Genomic DNA, 15944 nt, shown 5'->3' on the forward strand with positions numbered 1-15944 from the left:
CCTGTCAGGCGCCCGACGCCCACGCCGCTCGCCCTGACACCGCATTGACGCCTTCCAGCGTCGCAAACGAAATGTCTTTCGCCGTGAGCAGGAAATCACGCATGTAGGGCACTTCGAGCATGTCGCTGCGTACCGCTGCGAACAGGGTGGCCTGCAACCCTGCTTCGCCGAGGCGCTTGGCCAACACGTAACCGCGGGAGGTGTACTCATGCACCGCCCAGTTCGGCAGGCAGCAAACACCACGGCCGCTGGCCACCAGCTGCATCATCATCACAGTCATTTCTGCCGTACGTATCCGCGCAGGTTCGATGTCGGCGGGGTCGAAGAAACGGGTGAAGATGTCTAGGCGGTTTCGTTCGATCGGGTACGTGATCAAGGTCTGGCTGGCGATGTCGGCAGGCTCCAGGTAGGGCTTATCGCGCAGCGGATGGTGCTTGTCGATGGCCAGCATTGCCTCGTACCCGAATAACGGCACGTACGTGATACCCGGCAGGGTCATCGGGTCGGAGGTCACCACAAGGTCGAGGTCACCACGCTGCAGGGCCGGCAGTGGGGCGAACGACAACCCCGACGCCAGGTCCAGTTCAACTTCCGGCCAGGCGCAGCGAAACTCGTCCAGTGAGGGCATCAGCCATTGATAGCAGCTGTGGCACTCGATCGCGATGTGCAGCCGGTCGGCCGTGCCGCCTGCCAGCTTGCTCAGGTTGCGCTCCGTTGTGCGGATCAGCGGCAGCACCTGGTCGGCCAGCTGCAGCAGCTTGAGACCCGCAGTAGTGAAGCGCACCGGCTTGGATTTGCGCACAAACACAGGCATGCCAACGCGGCTTTCCAGCTCACGGAACTGGTGCGACAGCGCCGACTGGGTCAGGTGCAGGCGTTCGGCCGCCTCGGGCAGGCTGTCCGTTTCACGCAAGGCATGGAGTGTGCGCAAGTGTCTCAAGTCAATCATGAGCAGCACACAACGCGAGTGATCGGGTCACCATGATGCCCGATGGTCATTGCCCGAGAGCTCGCTGCGAACCATTTCTGCACCGGCACTCAAAGCCCTGAGCTTGCCGCTGGCCACCCGACGCGGCAAGGGAGCCATGCCACAGTTGGTGCAAGGGTAGAGCTTGTCAGCCTCTACAAATTGCAGTGCCTTGCGTAAGGTATCGGCAACCTCCTCGGGTGTTTCAATAGTGTGGGTCGCCACATCAATTGCGCCTACCATCACCTTTTTACCGCGAATCAACTCAAGCAGCTCCATGGGCACATGAGCGTTATGGCATTCCAACGAGATGATATCGATAGTGGACTTTTGCAGTTTGGGGAAGGCCTCTTCATATTGCCGCCACTCTGACCCCAAGGTTTTTTTCCAGTCGGTGTTGGCTTTGATGCCATAGCCATAGCAGATATGCACGGCAGTTTCACACTTGAGGCCTTCGATGGCCCGCTCCAGGGTGGCAACCCCCCAGTCATTGACCTCGTCAAAAAACACATTGAAGGCGGGCTCATCAAACTGAATGATGTCAACCCCGGCAGCCTCCAGCTCCCGGGCTTCCTGATTGAGGATCCTGGCAAATTCCCAGGCCAGTTTTTCGCGGCTTTTGTAATGGCTGTCATACAGCGTATCGATCATCGTCATGGGGCCTGGCAGCGCCCATTTTATGGGCTGGCGGGTCTGCTGACGCAAGAACCTGGCATCGTCGACAAATACCGGCTTTTGCCGAGCAACAGCGCCTACTACGGTGGGTACGCTTGCATCATAGCGATCACGGATCCTGACGGTCTCGCGTTTCTCGAAGTCAACACCGCTCAGGTGCTCGATAAAAGTCGTCACAAAGTGTTGGCGCGTTTGTTCACCATCACTGACGATATCAATGCCGGCGTCTTGCTGTTCCTGCAATGACAAGCGCAGGGCATCCTGCTTGCCTTCGATCAATGCCTCATCTTGCAGTTTCCAGGGTGACCAGAGCGTTTCGGGTTGTGCGAGCCAGGCGGGTTTGGGCAAACTGCCGGCAGTCGAAGTGGGTAACAATTTGTTCACGAAGGAAGACCTTATCTATTCAGTGGATCAGCAGACGTAGTGGTTGGACCACTGCTCAAGTAGCGCGTGGTGCGGTTTGATAAAGTGCTCCTCGACAAAGCGCCCCTGCTCAATGGCCAGCCGGCTTCGTTCTTCTCGGTCATACACGATGCGCGTCAGGGAGTAATCCTGATGCTGCAGGCTGGGTTGGTAGCATTTCCCGGCGGCAGAGTTGGCGTTGTAGATTTCAGGTCGATAGATCTTCTGGAACGTGTCCATGGTACTGATGGTACTGATCAGCTCCAGGTGGGTGTAATCACTGAGCAAATCGCCGGAAAAATAGAACGCCAACGGCGCCACACTGTTGGGCGGCATAAAGTAACGCACGTGCAATCCCATCTTCTCGAAATACGTATCCGTCAAGGAATACGCATCCTGCTGGTATTCAAAGCCCAACACAGGGTGGTGATTATCCGTTCGAGAGTAGGTCTTGCTGCTCGAAACACTCAGACAGATGACGGGCGGCTTGTCGAAGTGCGCCTTGTACGTGCTTGAATTGATGAAGCACTTGAACAGCTTGCCATGCAGCTCACCAAAATGGTCTGGCGTACTGAATACAGCCTGGTTTGCATTATGCTCACGCAACAGCACACTAAAATCGTAATCCCGCACGTAGGAAGAAAAGTTATTCCCCACCATGCCCGCAAAGCGCTCGCCGGTGGGTCGGTCAATAATGCTTGTTTTCAACATTTCAATCAGGGGTAGCGCCTGATTGCCGCCTTCAGCCTCAATACCCATCTCGACAGAAATAATATCAAGCTCAACAGTGTAACGGTCGCCCTTGGGGTTATCCCAATGCGCCAATGCATTGAAGCGGTTATCGATCATCTGCAAGGTGCTGCGCAAGTTCTCTTGCCGGCTCACACCCCTCGCCAGGTTGGCGAAGTTGGTAGTGAGGCGCGTCTTTTCGGAGGGTTGATAATGCTCGTCAAAGCGGATGCTCTTGATGAAAAAATTGAAGTCGTTACTGGTCATGGCGGGGCGCCCACTCAAATATCCATATGTTCTATAATTGGCCCGTAGTTTAAGTTGGGGTACTGGGCGATGGAACTGAATTGATTTCACAGAACCTTTAGCCACGCTCATGACAAGGCACCCACCTTGAACGGGCTGTACACGCTTCGCTATCCGCCCATTGCAGCCCTCGGTGAACGATAGCTGTCGATCCAGGCAGCACGCGCGTATCATGAGGCTTGCCCTGAACATATGGTAATGCGTATATTCGATTATCCATATGTCCTGGTACAGCCATGATTACCCCGCCCGATGTCTTCAAGAGCCTCTCTGACGAAACCCGCGCTCGCGCCACCCTGCTCATCGCCAGCCTGGGAGAACTCTGTGTTTGCGAGCTGATGTGCGCGCTGGGCGAAAGCCAGCCGAAGATCAGTCGCCATCTGGCGCAACTGCGCAGCAATGGCATGTTGCTGGACCGGCGCCAGGGTCAGTGGGTGTATTACCGCCTTAACCCGGCGCTACCGGCCTGGGTTCACGAGATGCTGCAGGTCACCTTGCAGGCCAATTCGCACTGGCTGGCCGACAACACACGTCGGCTCACGTGCATGGACGACCGCCCCGTGCGCGATGCCGCCTGCTGCTGAATCACCCTTTCGGCTCTGGCCCAAGCGCCGGCGCCTCTGACGTCCGCCACAAGGCGGAGGAGCCCTCCATGCGAGTCCTGTTCATGTGCACGGCCAACAGTTGCCGAAGCATCCTGTGCGAAGCACTTTTCAACCACTTGGCCCCTGCCGGTTTCGAGGCAGTCAGCTCCGGGAGCGTCCCCAAGGGGCAGGTTTTGCCCCGTAGCCTGAGCACGCTGGAGCAGGCCGGTATTTCGGCTGCTGGCCTGAGCAGCAAGGGCAACGACGCATTCGAAAACAGCCCGCCGGACGTCGTTATTACGGTCTGCGACAAGGCCGCCGGCGAAGCCTGCCCGGTCTATTTCGGCCCCGCGCTGAAATCGCATTGGGGGTTGCAGGACCCGTCCGATGTCGTGGGTGACGAGGCGCAAGTCGACGCGGCTTTCCACGCCACGCTGGCCCACATCGCATCGCGCTGCCGCGCTTTCTTCGCCCTTCCCTTCGATCGCCTCGACCGTGATCAGCTCAAGCACGAGCTGGATCGCATCGGCACGCAATAAGCAGGAGTCAAAAATGTCCGAGCATCTCCCTAACCTCGACCTCGCATTGTTCGAGCTGCCCCCAACGGCAACCGTGGCAAGCGAGCACAAACCACGCATCCTGCTGTTGTATGGGTCTACCCGCGAACGCTCTTTCAGCCGCTTGCTGGTGGAGGAAGCCGCGCGTCTGCTGGAACACTTCGGCGCCGAAGCACGAACCTTCGACCCTTCGGGCCTGCCGCTGCCTGACGATGCGCCGGTTGAGCACCCCAAGGTGCAGGAATTGCGTGAACTTGTGCAATGGTCGGAAGGCCAGGTCTGGTGCTCGCCAGAGCGCCATGGGGCGATGTCTGCAGTGTTCAAGGCGCAGATCGACTGGGTTCCCCTGGCGCTGGGCGCCGTGCGCCCCACCCAAGGCAAGACCCTGGCGGTGATGCAGGTGTGTGGCGGCTCGCAGTCGTTCAACGTGGTCAACCAGTTGCGTGTGCTTGGCCGCTGGATGAGGATGTTCACGGTGCCGAACCAGTCCTCGGTACCCAAGGCTTACCTTGAATTCGATGATGCCGGCCGGATGAAGCCTTCGCCGTACTATGACCGCGTTGTTGATGTGATGGAGGAACTGGTGAAATTCACCGTGCTGCTGCGTGATCGTCAGGATTACCTGGTGGATCGCTATTCAGAGCGCAAGGAAACCGCCGAACAGCTATCTGCACGCGTCAATCAGCGCTCAATCTGAAGCCGCCATGCGGCCCGCTTGCACCAGGATGGCTTGCCCACCCTGGTGCGCATCAGCAATGATCAGCGGTCCTGTTCGCCCTGCGGGTTATCGCGTTGCGATTGCTGACCCATGCGGTCTTTATCCGCCGGGTTCTCCTTGTCAGTCATGCTGTCTTCCTGCCGACCGCCCTTGCTTCCGGTATCGCGGCCCCAGTCTTTGTTCATTTTGTCCTCGGGCTTCTGCCCCGGCTGGTTCTGACCTTGTTGCGGGTGGTTGGGCATGCCACCGCCCGAGCCTTGACCACCCTGCTGGCCGGTACCCGCCGTGTTGTTCCCGGCGCCTGCACTGGCATTGCCCTGGTTGGCGCCCTTGTCTTGGTTATTAGCCATGATCGCTTACCTCAAGTCAGACACAGAAAGGCCTGTGTGTTCGTACGACTGCGGCTTGCCTGACGTGGATGTATTTATTCACAGCCTTTCGGATGAGCGATACCAAATGCAGGGGCCTGATACTGAGCTGCGCTAAATACCGATATGCCACAGCATCCGGAATAAGCCGGCATCCTGATGAATGGGGATGCCTCGGCCAGGAAAATTGGCACAATTCATCTGTTTAAGCTGATCTGTGGCGCTGCATGGCATATCCTTATGCCTCGCAATCAACTTCGAAGCAGTGAATTGAACAATGGGTTTTGAACAACTAGCTGAGCTACGTGACCGTCTGCGGGCGGAAAAAGTGCAGGAAAAGGCCGATAGCCCGAAACAACCCAAGCGCAAGTCCCCGCCACAGGCAAAGCCTCGTGAGCAGGACCCGGCGGTGGCAGCGATCTGGCCATTGCAAAAGCACTTTCCATTGGCCTTCCCTGTCAATCCGGCCCCCAAGGTTCCGCTCAAAGAGGGCATTTTCAAGGATGCCGAGCAGCACCTTGAGCTGCTCGGCATCACCCGTGAACAGCTCAAGCTGGGCATTTCTACCTGGTGCCGGGGTACCCGGTACTGGGCAAGCATGGTGGAGAATGCGCCGCGCCTGGACTTGAATGGTCAAGTCGCTGGCACAGTGACAGCGACTCAGGCGATCCATGCCAAGCAACAAGCTGCGCGGCATCGCAGCCAGGAACGTCGCAATCGTGCTAAGGCAAAAGCGCCTGTTGCGGCCCCCGCCGCCGAGATCACGGCGGCGCAGACTCCGGACTGAATTCAATCGCGCTCCCACAGGAAGGTCATCAGCCACCGAGGCCTGCGCTATACCTGTGGGAGCCGGGCTCGCCGGTTCCGGGTGCCTGCTTCGGACACACGGCGGCAGGGCTTCAGCGCAATCAGCCCCAATCTGTCTTGTCATTTGCCAAGGCTTCGGGCAGGGTCGATACCACTGACATCTCTGCCTAGGAGTCGCCCATGTCTACGCTTTATCCCAGTAATGATCCTGAGGGGCTGATCGAGTACTCGGTGGTCTACACCGACCGCTCGCTCAATCACATGTCACAAACCTTTCAAGGCGTGATGCGGAACATTTCCAGCACGCTGAAACAGGTCTATGGCGCCCAGGCTGTTGCGGTAGTGCCGGGCAGCGGTACATTCGGCATGGAATCGGTAGCGCGACAGTTTGCCACCGCTCAGCAATGCCTGGTGATACGCAACGGCTGGTTCAGTTATCGCTGGAGCCAGATCCTTGATATGGGCAACATCCCGGCGGCCACCACGGTACTCAAAGCCCGCCCGGTCGACACAGGGCACCAGGCTGCCTACGCGCCCCCGCCGCTGGAGGAAGTGCTGGCAAGCATCCAGGCGCACAAGCCTCAGATCGTCTTCGCCCCCCACGTTGAAACCTCATCCGGGATCATCCTGCCCGACGATTACCTGCGGGCCGTCGGTGACGCCGTGCATGCGGTGGGTGGCCTGTTCGTGCTGGACTGCATCGCCTCTGGCACGCTGTGGGTTGATATGGAAAAGTGCGCAGTCGACCTGCTGATCAGTGCACCGCAAAAAGGCTGGAGCGCTTCCCCTTGCTGCGCCTTGGTGATGCTCAGCGCCTTGGCCCTGGAGCGCATCGAGCACACGCAGAGCAGCAGCTTTGCCTGCGACCTGAAGAAGTGGCTGCAGATCATGCAGGCCTACGAACAGGGCGGACATGCCTACCATGCAACCATGCCCAGCGATTCGCTTGCCCGCTTCAACGACGTGTTGAACGAGATGCAAGCCTACGGTTTCGACAAGGTGCGCAGCGAACAACAGGCGCTGGGTGATCGGGTGCGCGCCATGTTGACCGCCAAAGGTATCAAGAGCGTGGCCGCAGCCGGCTTTCAGGCCCCAGGCGTCGTGGTGAGCTATACCGATGATGCCGACATCAAGACCGGCAAGAAATTTGCCGATCACGGCCTGCAGATTGCGGCCGGCGTACCGTTGCAATGCGACGAGCCAGCCGACTTCCAGACCTTCCGCATCGGTCTGTTCGGGCTCGAAAAACTGCACAATATCGAGCGTACGGTCAGCACCCTGGAGCAGGCAATCGATGAAGTGATGACGGACTGAGCCGTCATCCCATTACAGCAAGGTCGGGCGCGTTACCCGTGAAACGGGCAGCGCGCTGATGCCACGGGTGGACAACTCATCAGTTATCCAGTTGATCCTTGATGATCTTGCCGTCATGGGGATCGACCTGGAATTCGTACTGTTTGCCGTCAGCTTTCATCCCCTCACCTTCCCAATGCCCATCATCGGCCTCGATCTTGGTGATCTGCGTGTAGCCGGCACCTTTGAGGGTGGCTTCGGCCTGATCCTTGTTCACCTTCCAGTCAGCGCCCGGTTGATCTGCCCAAGCTGTAGTGCTTGCCAATGCGCCAGCCATGGCCAGGCCGGTGAACAGTCGAGTCATCGCTTTCATCGCTAACATCCTTTTTCATGAGGTTAAACGCTCTGACTGGCGCGCCAATGCCACCGTTCAGTTTTTTTCGATTGCAGCCGCGCTCAGCGGTCACACGGTGTGGCCACCTGCATCGGTCAACGCCCGTAACCGCTAGCGGGCTCCTCCCCAAAAGCTTTGGTCGTGGTGGTAATCAGCGCCAGTAAGGGCATTCCGTTCGTCAGTACCGACGCACAATTGGCTGCACGCGCAGGACGAAGAAGAAGTGACCAACGCAAAGAGGTGATTGCACATGAACATCATCAAGCCCCATTCATTGCTGCTCGCCCTGTGCCTCGGTGCCAGCACACCGTTGGTGTTGGCAGCCACCGACATGAACGACCAACGCGCCCCTGGGGCGCAGACACAGGACAACGGCCCGTTGGATGGCACTGGCTCCGGCACGCCTGGGGATGGCATGGGAACCGGGTCTGGCGGTACGGGTACCAATGGCACCGACAATACCGGGGGTGACGGCACCGACAACGCCTCGGGCACGGGCACAGGCGCCGGTAACGGTACGGGTGGCGCCGCAGGGAGCGGCACTGGCCCGGGCGCCGGCAGCGGAGGCTCGGGCGGTTCCGGTTCCGGCGCTGGCGCTGGCGCTGGCGGTAGTGGCGGTGGTTCAGGCGGTTGACCCAACCCATCCAAGTCTGCGTGCGAGCAGCTCAAACTCCGAAAGCTAGCGAGCGCCCTGTGGGTGCGGGCATGCCCGCCCTCATAGAACAACGTATTGAGTTGGCTTCAACTTGTGGGAGCGGGCTTGCCCAGCGAACACCGGCAAAGCCGGTGCCATACACAGCGTTGCCTGCTTCGCGGGACAAGCCCGCTCCCACACCAGCCATTGTTCTCTGCGTGACAGCGCAGCCCACAGGGATGAGTAGCCTCCCACAGGGACTGCGCAAGCTTCGAGACAAGGCACGGGCGGTTTTTGGCCAGTTCGGCTGAACGTTTGCACAGCCGGCCCGGTCGCACCACAGAGATGCAGTCAAGTGCAAGACCGACCGTGAGGACCTCCCATGAGCGCAACAGCCCCCGAGGGTGTCGTAGAACACCCCATCCACCTGACCCTGAATGGTCAGCCTCGATCACTGCAGGTGCAGCCCTGGACCACATTGCTCGACCTGCTGCGTGAGCAGCTAGACCTGATAGGCACCAAAAAGGGCTGCGACCATGGCCAGTGCGGGGCCTGCACCGTGTTGCGCGACGGCAAACGTATCAACGCCTGCCTCACGCTGGCCATCATGTGCGACGGGGCCGAACTGGTGACCATCGAAGGGCTGGCCAGCGACGGTGAACTTCACCCACTGCAGCGCGCCTTCATTCGCCATGATGCGTTCCAATGCGGCTATTGCACACCAGGGCAGATCTGCTCCGCAGTCGGTCTTGTACACGAAGGGCATGCCGACTCCCGTGAGGCCATTCGCGAGCAGATGAGCGGTAACCTCTGCCGCTGTGGTGCCTACGGCAACATTGTCGCCGCAGTAGAGGAAGCCATGCCGTTGATGAAGGACGTGCCCCGGCAGCAAGGCAGGACGACCCCATGACGCCATTCAGTTACCACAAGCCCGCATCAGTCAGCGAAGCCATCAACCTGGCAGATGCCAGCTCGCGCTTCATTGCCGGCGGTACCAACCTCGTCGACCTGATGAAGGAAAACGTGGTCCGCCCCAACCGCCTGATCGACATCTCCGGCCTTGGGCTGAACGGCATTCGGGCCACCTCCGACGGCGGCGTGCTGATCGGTGCGTTGGTGAGCAATGCCGACCTCGCCTGGGACCCGATCATCCAACAGCATTATCCGCTGCTGTCCGAAGCCATTCTGGCCGGGGCATCGCCTCAGTTGCGGAACATGGCCAGCACCGGCGGCAACCTGCTGCAACGCACCCGTTGCTACTACTTCTACGACACCGGCACACCCTGCAACAAGCGCGAACCGGGCAGCGGCTGCCCCGCGCGTACGGGCTTGAACCGTATCCATGCGATTCTCGGCGCCAGCGATGCCTGCGTCGCCACCCACCCCTCGGACATGTGCGTGGCGTTGGCGGCGCTCGAAGCGGTAGTACATGTACAGGGGCCTGCCGCTGAACGCCAGATACCCTTCGCGGCCTTCCACCGCCTGCCCGGCGATGCCCCGGAGCGCGACAATCAACTGGCAACTGATGAACTGGTGGTCGCCATCGAGTTGCCGCCCCCTGCATTCGAACAGCATTACCGTTATCTGAAGATCCGCGACCGCGCCTCCTATGCGTTCGCGCTGGTGTCCGTCGCCGCGGCCTTGAACCTTGATGGCGGCGTGATCCAGCAGGCTCGACTGGCGCTGGGTGGCGTTGCCCACAAGCCTTGGCGGGACACGGCGGTAGAAGGGATGCTGGCCGGCCAGGCGCCTTCGCAAGCGCTTTTCACCCAGGCCGCGCACACCGTGCTGCAAGGGGCCCAACCCCTGAGCCACAACGGTTTCAAGGTAGCACTCGCGCAGCGTGCAATCGTTCGGGCATTGAGCGAGGCAGTGCTCGGTGCCTCAGCCAGAGGGGCAAGACCATGATCGACACCACACCCATTGTCGGCACGCCCCTGGACCGCGTGGACGGCGTCGCCAAGGTCACCGGGCAGGCGCGCTACGCAGGTGAATACCCTCAAGCCGGGCTGCTACACGGCAGCGTCGTGTGCAGTACTATCGCCCGTGGTCGAGTGCTCGCCATCGACAGTACACAGGCAATGCGCGTGCCCGGGGTCATCGCTGTGCTCGACCATGGCCATCGGCCGCACATTTCCAGTTATGACGACGATTACAGTGACGCCGACTCGGCCGAGGGGTCGCCGTTTCGCCCCTTGTTCAACGACCGCGTGCTTTATAGCGGCCAACCGTTGGCCCTGGTGGTCGCCCAAACCCTCGAACTGGCGCGGTACGCAGGTTCGCTGATCAGAATCGACTATGCCGAGCAGGCCCACCAGACAGACCTGGGTGCTACCCGGCAGTCGCATGAGGCCCCCGCCGAAACACCGGCACCACGTGGCGATTTTGCCGGGCAGTTTGCCGCCGCGCCGGTGCAGGTAGATGCCACCTACCTGACGGCCAACGAGCATCACAACCCGATGGAGCCGCATGCTTCCACCGTGCACTACAAGGCCGACGGCAGCCTCGAAATCCACGACAAGACCCAAGGCACGCAAAATTGCCAGGACTACCTGCACAAAGTGTTTGGCCTGCCCAAGGCCAACATACGCGTGCACGCGGCGTTCGTGGGTGGCGCCTTCGGCTCGGGCTTGCGCCCGCAGTACCAGTTACCGCTGGCCGTGATGGCGGCGCTGCATTTACAACGTTCGGTGCGCGTCACACTGACCCGCCAGCAGATGTTCACCTTCGGCTACCGGCCCCGTACCGAGCAGCGCCTGCGCCTGGGTGCGGACGCAAGCGGGCGGTTGCTGGCGATCGCCCACGATGCGCTGGGCCAGACATCACGCTTCGAGGACTTTACCGAACACCTGGTCGAATGGAGCGGCATGCTCTACCAGTGTGACAACGTTGCGCTCAGCTATCACTTGGCGCCGCTCGATGTCTTTACCCCACTGGACATGCGCGCCCCCGGGGCCGCGTCAGGCATGATCGCCCTCGAATGCGCCATGGATGAGCTCGCCTGTGCAGCGCAGATCGACCCGCTCGACCTGCGCCGGCGCAACTTCGCCGCTAACAATGGCAACGAGGGCAAGCCCTACTCCAGCAAGGAGCTGCTGGCGTGCTACCAGCAAGGTGCCGAGCGTTTCGGCTGGCATAACCGCGACCCGCAACCGCGCAGCATGCGCAATGGCCACCAGCTGATCGGCTGGGGAATGGCTGGCGGCGTCTGGGAGGCCCTGCAAATGAAGGCCAGCGCCAAGGCGCACATCGATGCCCAAGGGCGCCTGACCGTCAGCAGCGCCACCACCGATATCGGTACCGGCACCTACACCGTCATGACCCAGATAGCAGCGGATGCGGTGGGCGCCAGGGTTCAGGATGTCACCTTCCTGCTGGGGGACTCCTCCCTGCCGACAGCACCGCTGCAGGGTGGCTCTTTCACAGTGTCGTCGGTGGGCTCGGCCGTGCGCCAGGCCTGCCTGGTGCTGCGCAGCAAGCTGCTGGAACATGCGCGCAAGTCGTACCCTGAAGTGGCCAGCACCCCGACAGAGCAGATTGTCTTCGCCGATGGCTACCTGCATGCGGGCAACCATCGCCTGGCCCTGGCCGAGATCGTCGCCAGCACCCCGGGGCGAAATGTTGAAGCGCAGATAGAAGCCGAGCCAGGTGCCAAACGCCAACCCTTCTCCACCGCCACACATTCGGCGGTTTTTGTGGAGGTGCATGTTGACGAAGACCTTGGCACGATCAAGGTCACCCGTGTGGTCAGCGCCGTGGCAGCCGGACGGGTAGTCAACCCGAAAACCGCGCGTAGCCAGATTCTGGGGGGCGTGGTGTGGGGCGTGGGCATGGCCCTGCACGAAGAAGCATTGACCGATCACCAGTTGGGCCGCATCGTCAACCACAACCTGGCGGAGTATCACATTCCGGTGAACGCCGACAGCGGCGATATCGAGGTGATTTTCGTTGAAGAGAACGATGACATCGTCAACGAGCTGGGCTCCAAGGGGGTGGGCGAGATCGGCGTGGTCGGGGTGGCAGCAGCAGTGGCGAACGCTGTCTACCATGCCACTGGCAAGCGTGTGAGAGCGTTTCCGATCACCCTCGACAAGGTGCTGTAAACGGGCAGCTCAGCGCCTTTGCAAGCAGGCCTCGGTAACCAGCGCGTCGCCCGGGGCCGCTGCGATTGCGGTGTTTCATTTTCCCCGGCAGGGGGCTCATTTGCAGCGTTACGCGGCGCGCTTGAACGCGGTAGAAATCAACTCCTCGTTTTACCGTGCTCATCGATCGCAAACTCATGCCCGGTGGGCCGCGTCGGTGCCTGAGCACTTTCGTTTTTCCGTCAAGTTACCCAACGCCATCACCCATGAGCACCGCTTGCAAGGCTGTGCGGGCCTGCTCGAGCCGTTTCTCGATGAGTGCGGGCATCGCTTGGTCCTCACTCTCTTGGTCGAGGCTCGGGTACCGCGACAGGTTCACGCGCAGCACACCGGCGGTCACCTTGCGCCACTGAAGCCCTCGACCTGAACTTTACAGCGCCCCACGCATTCCCCTGCTTACTCGATGCCTTTGTCCACAACGAAGGTTGAACGCTAGCTGACACACTTCAAAAGGGGTTCTGCACCATGATTGATCAAGCGACAGGCATGAAACCAGGCGAACGCTACTGCGTGGAGAACATCGAACGCGCCCATCAATTTCCCGGTTTCTTTCAGGACGGCAAATATTACCTGGGCCCGGAACTGCTGACTGCAGTCGGCTGGCTCGAAGGCACCAGATTCATCTATGACAGCCTGGATGCGGAGGGCGAGCCCGTGTACGCTGACAGGGTAGCGGGCACTGTCGAGGGCCTGAAACTGGTGCTGGTCGACGGCACCGCCCTTGAACTCTCGATGATAGAAGCCAGCGCCACCCTTGCGCCTGCGCCAGAGGACTTCACGCCACCCCAGGCTGCCGAGCCTGCCCCGCCGGCCGCCGCTGTATCAACACAAGGCCCGTTGCGCGGCAAGGTCGTGGTCATCACTGGCGCTTCAAGTGGCATAGGCAGGGCCGCTGCGCATGCCTTTGCCTGCAAAGGCGCTCGGCTGGTGCTTGCTGCGCGAGATGAGGAAGCGTTGTTCGATGTGCTGGACGAGTGCACTGATTGCGGTACGGACGCCGTAGCAATCGCTACCGATGTCAGCCGCAGCGATCAGGTGCAGGCGCTGGCCGCGCAGGCTGCCGAATTTGGCCATGGGCGAATCGATATCTGGGTCAATAACGCTGGCGTCGGCGCGGTCGGCAATTTTGAGGACACGCCACTGGAGGCGCACGAGCAAGTCATCCAAACCGACCTGATCGGTTACCTTCGTGGCGCCTACGTCGCCCTTCCCTATTTCAAGGCGCAGCGCAGCGGCATCCTGATCAACACGTTGTCACTCGGAAGCTGGATCGCGCAACCCTATGCAGCGGCCTATTCGGCGAGCAAATTCGGCCTGCGTGGCCTGACCGACGCCCTGCGCGGAGAACTGACGGCGTTCCCCGACATTCATGTCTGCGATATCTATCCTGCGGTCATGGACACCCCTGGTTTCAGGGATGGTGGCAACTACACTGGCCACACGCTGACGCCCCCCGGGCCAGTCTATGACCCGGAGTGGGTGGCCAAGGCCATGGTGGCTTGCGCCATCTCCCCGCGCGCGCGCACTACGGTCGGGGCAACCGCTCGCCTTGCACACTTGGCCAGCTACCTCGTGCCGGGGCTACCGCTGCTTTCAGGATGGCTGACCCGTTGGGGCTTGAGCCGTAGCCCAAGCGCCGCAACATCACCGGGGAACCTGTTTGAACCACCGAGTGACCGGCGCAGTGTGGACGGTGGCTGGAGAGCCCGAAAAGACAAGACACTGGTGTTGGTGAGCGCCGCCGTGCTCGGCGCCATTGCCGGGTTTGCGATCACTCACTTGCAGCGCCAGCGCCGCCGAAGCGTTGACCGCTGAGCATCGAAGACAAAGGGCTTGAAGCGCCCTCATGACGTCCGCTGCTTCCACGCTTCGTATCGGGCAAGCAGCGGCTGAACGCTCAACCCATGCAGCAGTATGCTCAACGCCACCACTGACAACACCAGGTTGGTGCTCTGGGCCGCATGACCAGGAGGCAGCCCGTGGTTAAGGGCGTAGAAGAGGTAGTAAAAACTCCCGATACCCCGGATGCCAAACCATCCAAGCAGCCCACGTTCTCGAATACCCAGCATCCCCCGAATCGGAAACAGCAAAATGCTCAAGGGACGAATCACCAGAAACAGTGCTCCGCCGACCAGCAATGCCCGCCAGTCCCAATGCTCCATCAACACCACCCCGAGCAAGGTCACGAGAAAAACCTCCATTGCCCGCTCGATCAAGCTGCCGAAGGCCAGCATGTCCCCGAGCATGATCCCTGCTGCAACCTGGGAATCGTCCAGCCCGCGAACATCACCTTTGACGGCCTGTTCCGGCGCCACATGCTGGTGGCCCACTACCGGCTGCACCAGATGTTCGGCAGCCGGCTGCCCAGGGCTGCTGGAGGTACTGGCCTCCGCCTGGCGCAAGCCCAGCCCAGCGGCGAATACCGCGAGAAACCCATAGGCCTGGATCGTTTCGGCAAACACATAGGCCAGCGCGATCAGTGCCAAGGCCAGGTAATCGTTGGGCGATACAGTGCTGTCGTCGTTGCGCAGGCGCAGGAACAGAGTGAGTTTGCCCAGCCCGCGCCCCATCCAGTAGCCAAGCAGCAGACCCGCACTCACTGCCCAGAGCATGTCCTTGATCAACCAGTCGCCGAGCCAGGCATGCCCGCTGTTCTGTTGCAACAACAGCCCAAGGATGACGAAGGGAAAGGCCACTCCGTCGTTCAGGCCAGCCTCACCGGACAAGCTGAAGCGCACAGGATCATCGTCCTGGGCATCAGCCACCTGCACCAGTGTTGCAAGCACGGGATCTGTGGGTGCAAGAATTGCCCCGATCAGTACTGCAATACCCCATTCAAGGTCCAGGCCGTAGTGCAATAGCAGCGTGACGCCACCTATGCAGAGCATCATCACAGGCCCCGCCAGGTAAAACGCGCTCCCCCATCGGCGGTCGTGCAAGGGCAAGCGCAGTTTCAAGCCGCTGAAGAACAGCGAAAACAACACCGCCACCTCGGTCAGGTGCTCCATCCATCCCTTGGAACCGCTGACATCCAGGTGGAGAAGACCCAACCCGGACGCTCCCAGGCCGATGCCCAAGACCAGACAAACCACCGAGGAAGTCACCGGAATCCAGCGTAAATAGGAGGAAGAGAGCGCCAGCAGCAGCAAGACTGCGCCCAGCATGGCGAACCAGACGATGAAGGTCATCTGCGCAGCAGCCTTGGTAAAGTGCTCGATGATGGTTTGACGTTCAGTGGCGACGGGTCGTTCAGCTGCGATAACCGATTCCCTGTAAACAACCTGTGGAAGCGGGCTTGCGCCCGAAGCAGGCTGCGCGGTGGTTGGCACGGGCTACGCCCGTGTTCGCGGGGCAAGCCCGCTCCCACA

The 15944-nt window shown here is 60.6% G+C and carries 16 protein-coding genes and 1 pseudogene; 11 read left to right on the forward strand and 6 right to left on the reverse strand.

Translation table 11 applies throughout. The features are described 5' to 3' along the window. Positions 1-4 precede the first annotated feature (4 nt). The 3 genes from J3A71_RS17725 to J3A71_RS17735 are packed head-to-tail and all read right to left on the reverse strand — an operon-like array spanning position 5 to position 3040. Positions 5-949 carry a LysR family transcriptional regulator gene (locus tag J3A71_RS17725; RefSeq protein WP_060516707.1) on the reverse strand — a complete coding sequence of 315 codons (945 nt, stop codon included), beginning with the start codon at positions 947-949 and terminating at the stop codon, positions 5-7. Between the two features lie 27 nt (positions 950-976). Beyond that, positions 977-2026, reverse strand: a complete 1050-nt coding sequence (locus J3A71_RS17730; protein ID WP_096425968.1) for a methionine synthase — start codon at positions 2024-2026, stop codon at positions 977-979. 27 nt (positions 2027-2053) lie between these two features. Further along, entirely contained in the window at positions 2054-3040 is a 987-nt protein-coding gene (locus J3A71_RS17735; RefSeq protein WP_096425967.1) for a DUF1852 domain-containing protein, read from the reverse strand. 275 nt (positions 3041-3315) lie between these two features. On the opposite strand from J3A71_RS17735, the gene J3A71_RS17740 reads away from it, so the two are divergent. From J3A71_RS17740 to arsH, 3 genes are all read left to right on the forward strand, one after another. Then, entirely contained in the window at positions 3316-3663 is a 348-nt protein-coding gene (locus J3A71_RS17740) for a metalloregulator ArsR/SmtB family transcription factor (RefSeq protein ID WP_016486251.1), read from the forward strand. A 68-nt stretch (positions 3664-3731) separates the two neighbouring features. Continuing rightward, on the forward strand, positions 3732-4202 hold the full coding sequence (locus J3A71_RS17745) for an arsenate reductase ArsC (RefSeq protein WP_096425966.1): 471 nt from the start codon (positions 3732-3734) through the stop codon (positions 4200-4202). A gap of 13 nt (positions 4203-4215) precedes the next feature. Further along, on the forward strand, positions 4216-4917 hold the full coding sequence (gene arsH / locus J3A71_RS17750) for an arsenical resistance protein ArsH (RefSeq protein WP_060516711.1): 702 nt from the start codon (positions 4216-4218) through the stop codon (positions 4915-4917). 62 nt (positions 4918-4979) lie between these two features. Here the strand turns inward: arsH and J3A71_RS17755 are convergent, their stop codons facing one another. Beyond that, entirely contained in the window at positions 4980-5288 is a 309-nt protein-coding gene (locus J3A71_RS17755; protein WP_096425965.1) for a hypothetical protein, read from the reverse strand. A gap of 295 nt (positions 5289-5583) precedes the next feature. Here J3A71_RS17755 and J3A71_RS17760 point away from each other — a divergent pair, with 295 nt between their 5' ends. Together J3A71_RS17760 and J3A71_RS17765 are read left to right on the forward strand one after the other, a co-directional pair. Beyond that, entirely contained in the window at positions 5584-6093 is a 510-nt protein-coding gene (locus tag J3A71_RS17760) for a ProQ/FinO family protein (protein WP_016486247.1), read from the forward strand. 200 nt (positions 6094-6293) lie between these two features. Continuing rightward, on the forward strand, positions 6294-7427 hold the full coding sequence (locus tag J3A71_RS17765; protein ID WP_023049283.1) for an aminotransferase class V-fold PLP-dependent enzyme: 1134 nt from the start codon (positions 6294-6296) through the stop codon (positions 7425-7427). Positions 7428-7506: 79 nt separating this feature from the next. Here J3A71_RS17765 and J3A71_RS17770 read toward each other — a convergent pair whose 3' ends face one another. Then, positions 7507-7779: a PepSY domain-containing protein gene (locus J3A71_RS17770; protein WP_016486245.1), complete on the reverse strand. Its 273-nt coding sequence runs from the start codon at positions 7777-7779 to the stop codon at positions 7507-7509. A gap of 271 nt (positions 7780-8050) precedes the next feature. Here J3A71_RS17770 and J3A71_RS17775 point away from each other — a divergent pair, with 271 nt between their 5' ends. From J3A71_RS17775 to J3A71_RS17800, 6 genes and pseudogenes are all read left to right on the forward strand, one after another. Then, a complete protein-coding gene (locus J3A71_RS17775) occupies positions 8051-8434 on the forward strand; it encodes a hypothetical protein (RefSeq protein ID WP_096425964.1) in 384 nt (127 codons plus the stop codon). 382 nt (positions 8435-8816) lie between these two features. Continuing rightward, positions 8817-9344 carry a (2Fe-2S)-binding protein gene (locus tag J3A71_RS17780; RefSeq protein ID WP_060516717.1) on the forward strand — a complete coding sequence of 176 codons (528 nt, stop codon included), beginning with the start codon at positions 8817-8819 and terminating at the stop codon, positions 9342-9344. After that, positions 9341-10342, forward strand: a complete 1002-nt coding sequence (locus tag J3A71_RS17785; RefSeq protein ID WP_016486242.1) for a xanthine dehydrogenase family protein subunit M — start codon at positions 9341-9343, stop codon at positions 10340-10342. The genes J3A71_RS17780 and J3A71_RS17785 overlap by 4 nt, the downstream gene beginning before the upstream one ends. Further along, entirely contained in the window at positions 10339-12537 is a 2199-nt protein-coding gene (locus J3A71_RS17790; protein ID WP_096425963.1) for a xanthine dehydrogenase family protein molybdopterin-binding subunit, read from the forward strand. The genes J3A71_RS17785 and J3A71_RS17790 overlap by 4 nt, the downstream gene beginning before the upstream one ends. A 64-nt stretch (positions 12538-12601) precedes the next feature. After that, positions 12602-12838: pseudogene (locus tag J3A71_RS17795) on the forward strand (DUF72 domain-containing protein); the annotation flags it as partial. Positions 12839-13041: 203 nt separating this feature from the next. Beyond that, positions 13042-14391, forward strand: coding sequence for an SDR family oxidoreductase (locus tag J3A71_RS17800; RefSeq protein ID WP_031312415.1), 1350 nt, complete (start codon positions 13042-13044; stop codon positions 14389-14391). Positions 14392-14420: 29 nt separating this feature from the next. On the opposite strand, the gene J3A71_RS17805 is transcribed toward J3A71_RS17800, so the two are convergent. Continuing rightward, positions 14421-15764 carry a cation:proton antiporter gene (locus J3A71_RS17805; RefSeq protein ID WP_023048986.1) on the reverse strand — a complete coding sequence of 448 codons (1344 nt, stop codon included), beginning with the start codon at positions 15762-15764 and terminating at the stop codon, positions 14421-14423. Positions 15765-15944 lie beyond the last annotated feature (180 nt).

Origin of the sequence: Pseudomonas sp. PvP089, assembly GCF_017875165.1 — a bacterium.
Classification (GTDB): domain Bacteria; phylum Pseudomonadota; class Gammaproteobacteria; order Pseudomonadales; family Pseudomonadaceae; genus Aquipseudomonas; species Aquipseudomonas fortuita.

Excerpts from the sequence above, each read along its gene's own strand:
- J3A71_RS17775 (WP_096425964.1), top strand. The coding sequence starts at position 8,051 with ATGAACATCATCAAGCCCCATTCATTGCTGCTCGCCCTGTGCCTCGGT.
- arsH (WP_060516711.1), top strand. The coding sequence starts at position 4,216 with ATGTCCGAGCATCTCCCTAACCTCGACCTCGCATTGTTCGAGCTGCCC.
- J3A71_RS17725 (WP_060516707.1), bottom strand. The coding sequence starts at position 949 with ATGATTGACTTGAGACACTTGCGCACACTCCATGCCTTGCGTGAAACG.
- J3A71_RS17805 (WP_023048986.1), bottom strand. The coding sequence starts at position 15,764 with ATGACCTTCATCGTCTGGTTCGCCATGCTGGGCGCAGTCTTGCTGCTG.
- J3A71_RS17790 (WP_096425963.1), top strand. The coding sequence starts at position 10,339 with ATGATCGACACCACACCCATTGTCGGCACGCCCCTGGACCGCGTGGAC.
- J3A71_RS17760 (WP_016486247.1), top strand. The coding sequence starts at position 5,584 with ATGGGTTTTGAACAACTAGCTGAGCTACGTGACCGTCTGCGGGCGGAA.
- J3A71_RS17755 (WP_096425965.1), bottom strand. The coding sequence starts at position 5,288 with ATGGCTAATAACCAAGACAAGGGCGCCAACCAGGGCAATGCCAGTGCA.
- J3A71_RS17740 (WP_016486251.1), top strand. The coding sequence starts at position 3,316 with ATGATTACCCCGCCCGATGTCTTCAAGAGCCTCTCTGACGAAACCCGC.
- J3A71_RS17735 (WP_096425967.1), bottom strand. The coding sequence starts at position 3,040 with ATGACCAGTAACGACTTCAATTTTTTCATCAAGAGCATCCGCTTTGAC.
- J3A71_RS17780 (WP_060516717.1), top strand. The coding sequence starts at position 8,817 with ATGAGCGCAACAGCCCCCGAGGGTGTCGTAGAACACCCCATCCACCTG.
- J3A71_RS17800 (WP_031312415.1), top strand. The coding sequence starts at position 13,042 with ATGATTGATCAAGCGACAGGCATGAAACCAGGCGAACGCTACTGCGTG.
- J3A71_RS17785 (WP_016486242.1), top strand. The coding sequence starts at position 9,341 with ATGACGCCATTCAGTTACCACAAGCCCGCATCAGTCAGCGAAGCCATC.
- J3A71_RS17770 (WP_016486245.1), bottom strand. The coding sequence starts at position 7,779 with ATGAAAGCGATGACTCGACTGTTCACCGGCCTGGCCATGGCTGGCGCA.
- J3A71_RS17745 (WP_096425966.1), top strand. The coding sequence starts at position 3,732 with ATGCGAGTCCTGTTCATGTGCACGGCCAACAGTTGCCGAAGCATCCTG.
- J3A71_RS17765 (WP_023049283.1), top strand. The coding sequence starts at position 6,294 with ATGTCTACGCTTTATCCCAGTAATGATCCTGAGGGGCTGATCGAGTAC.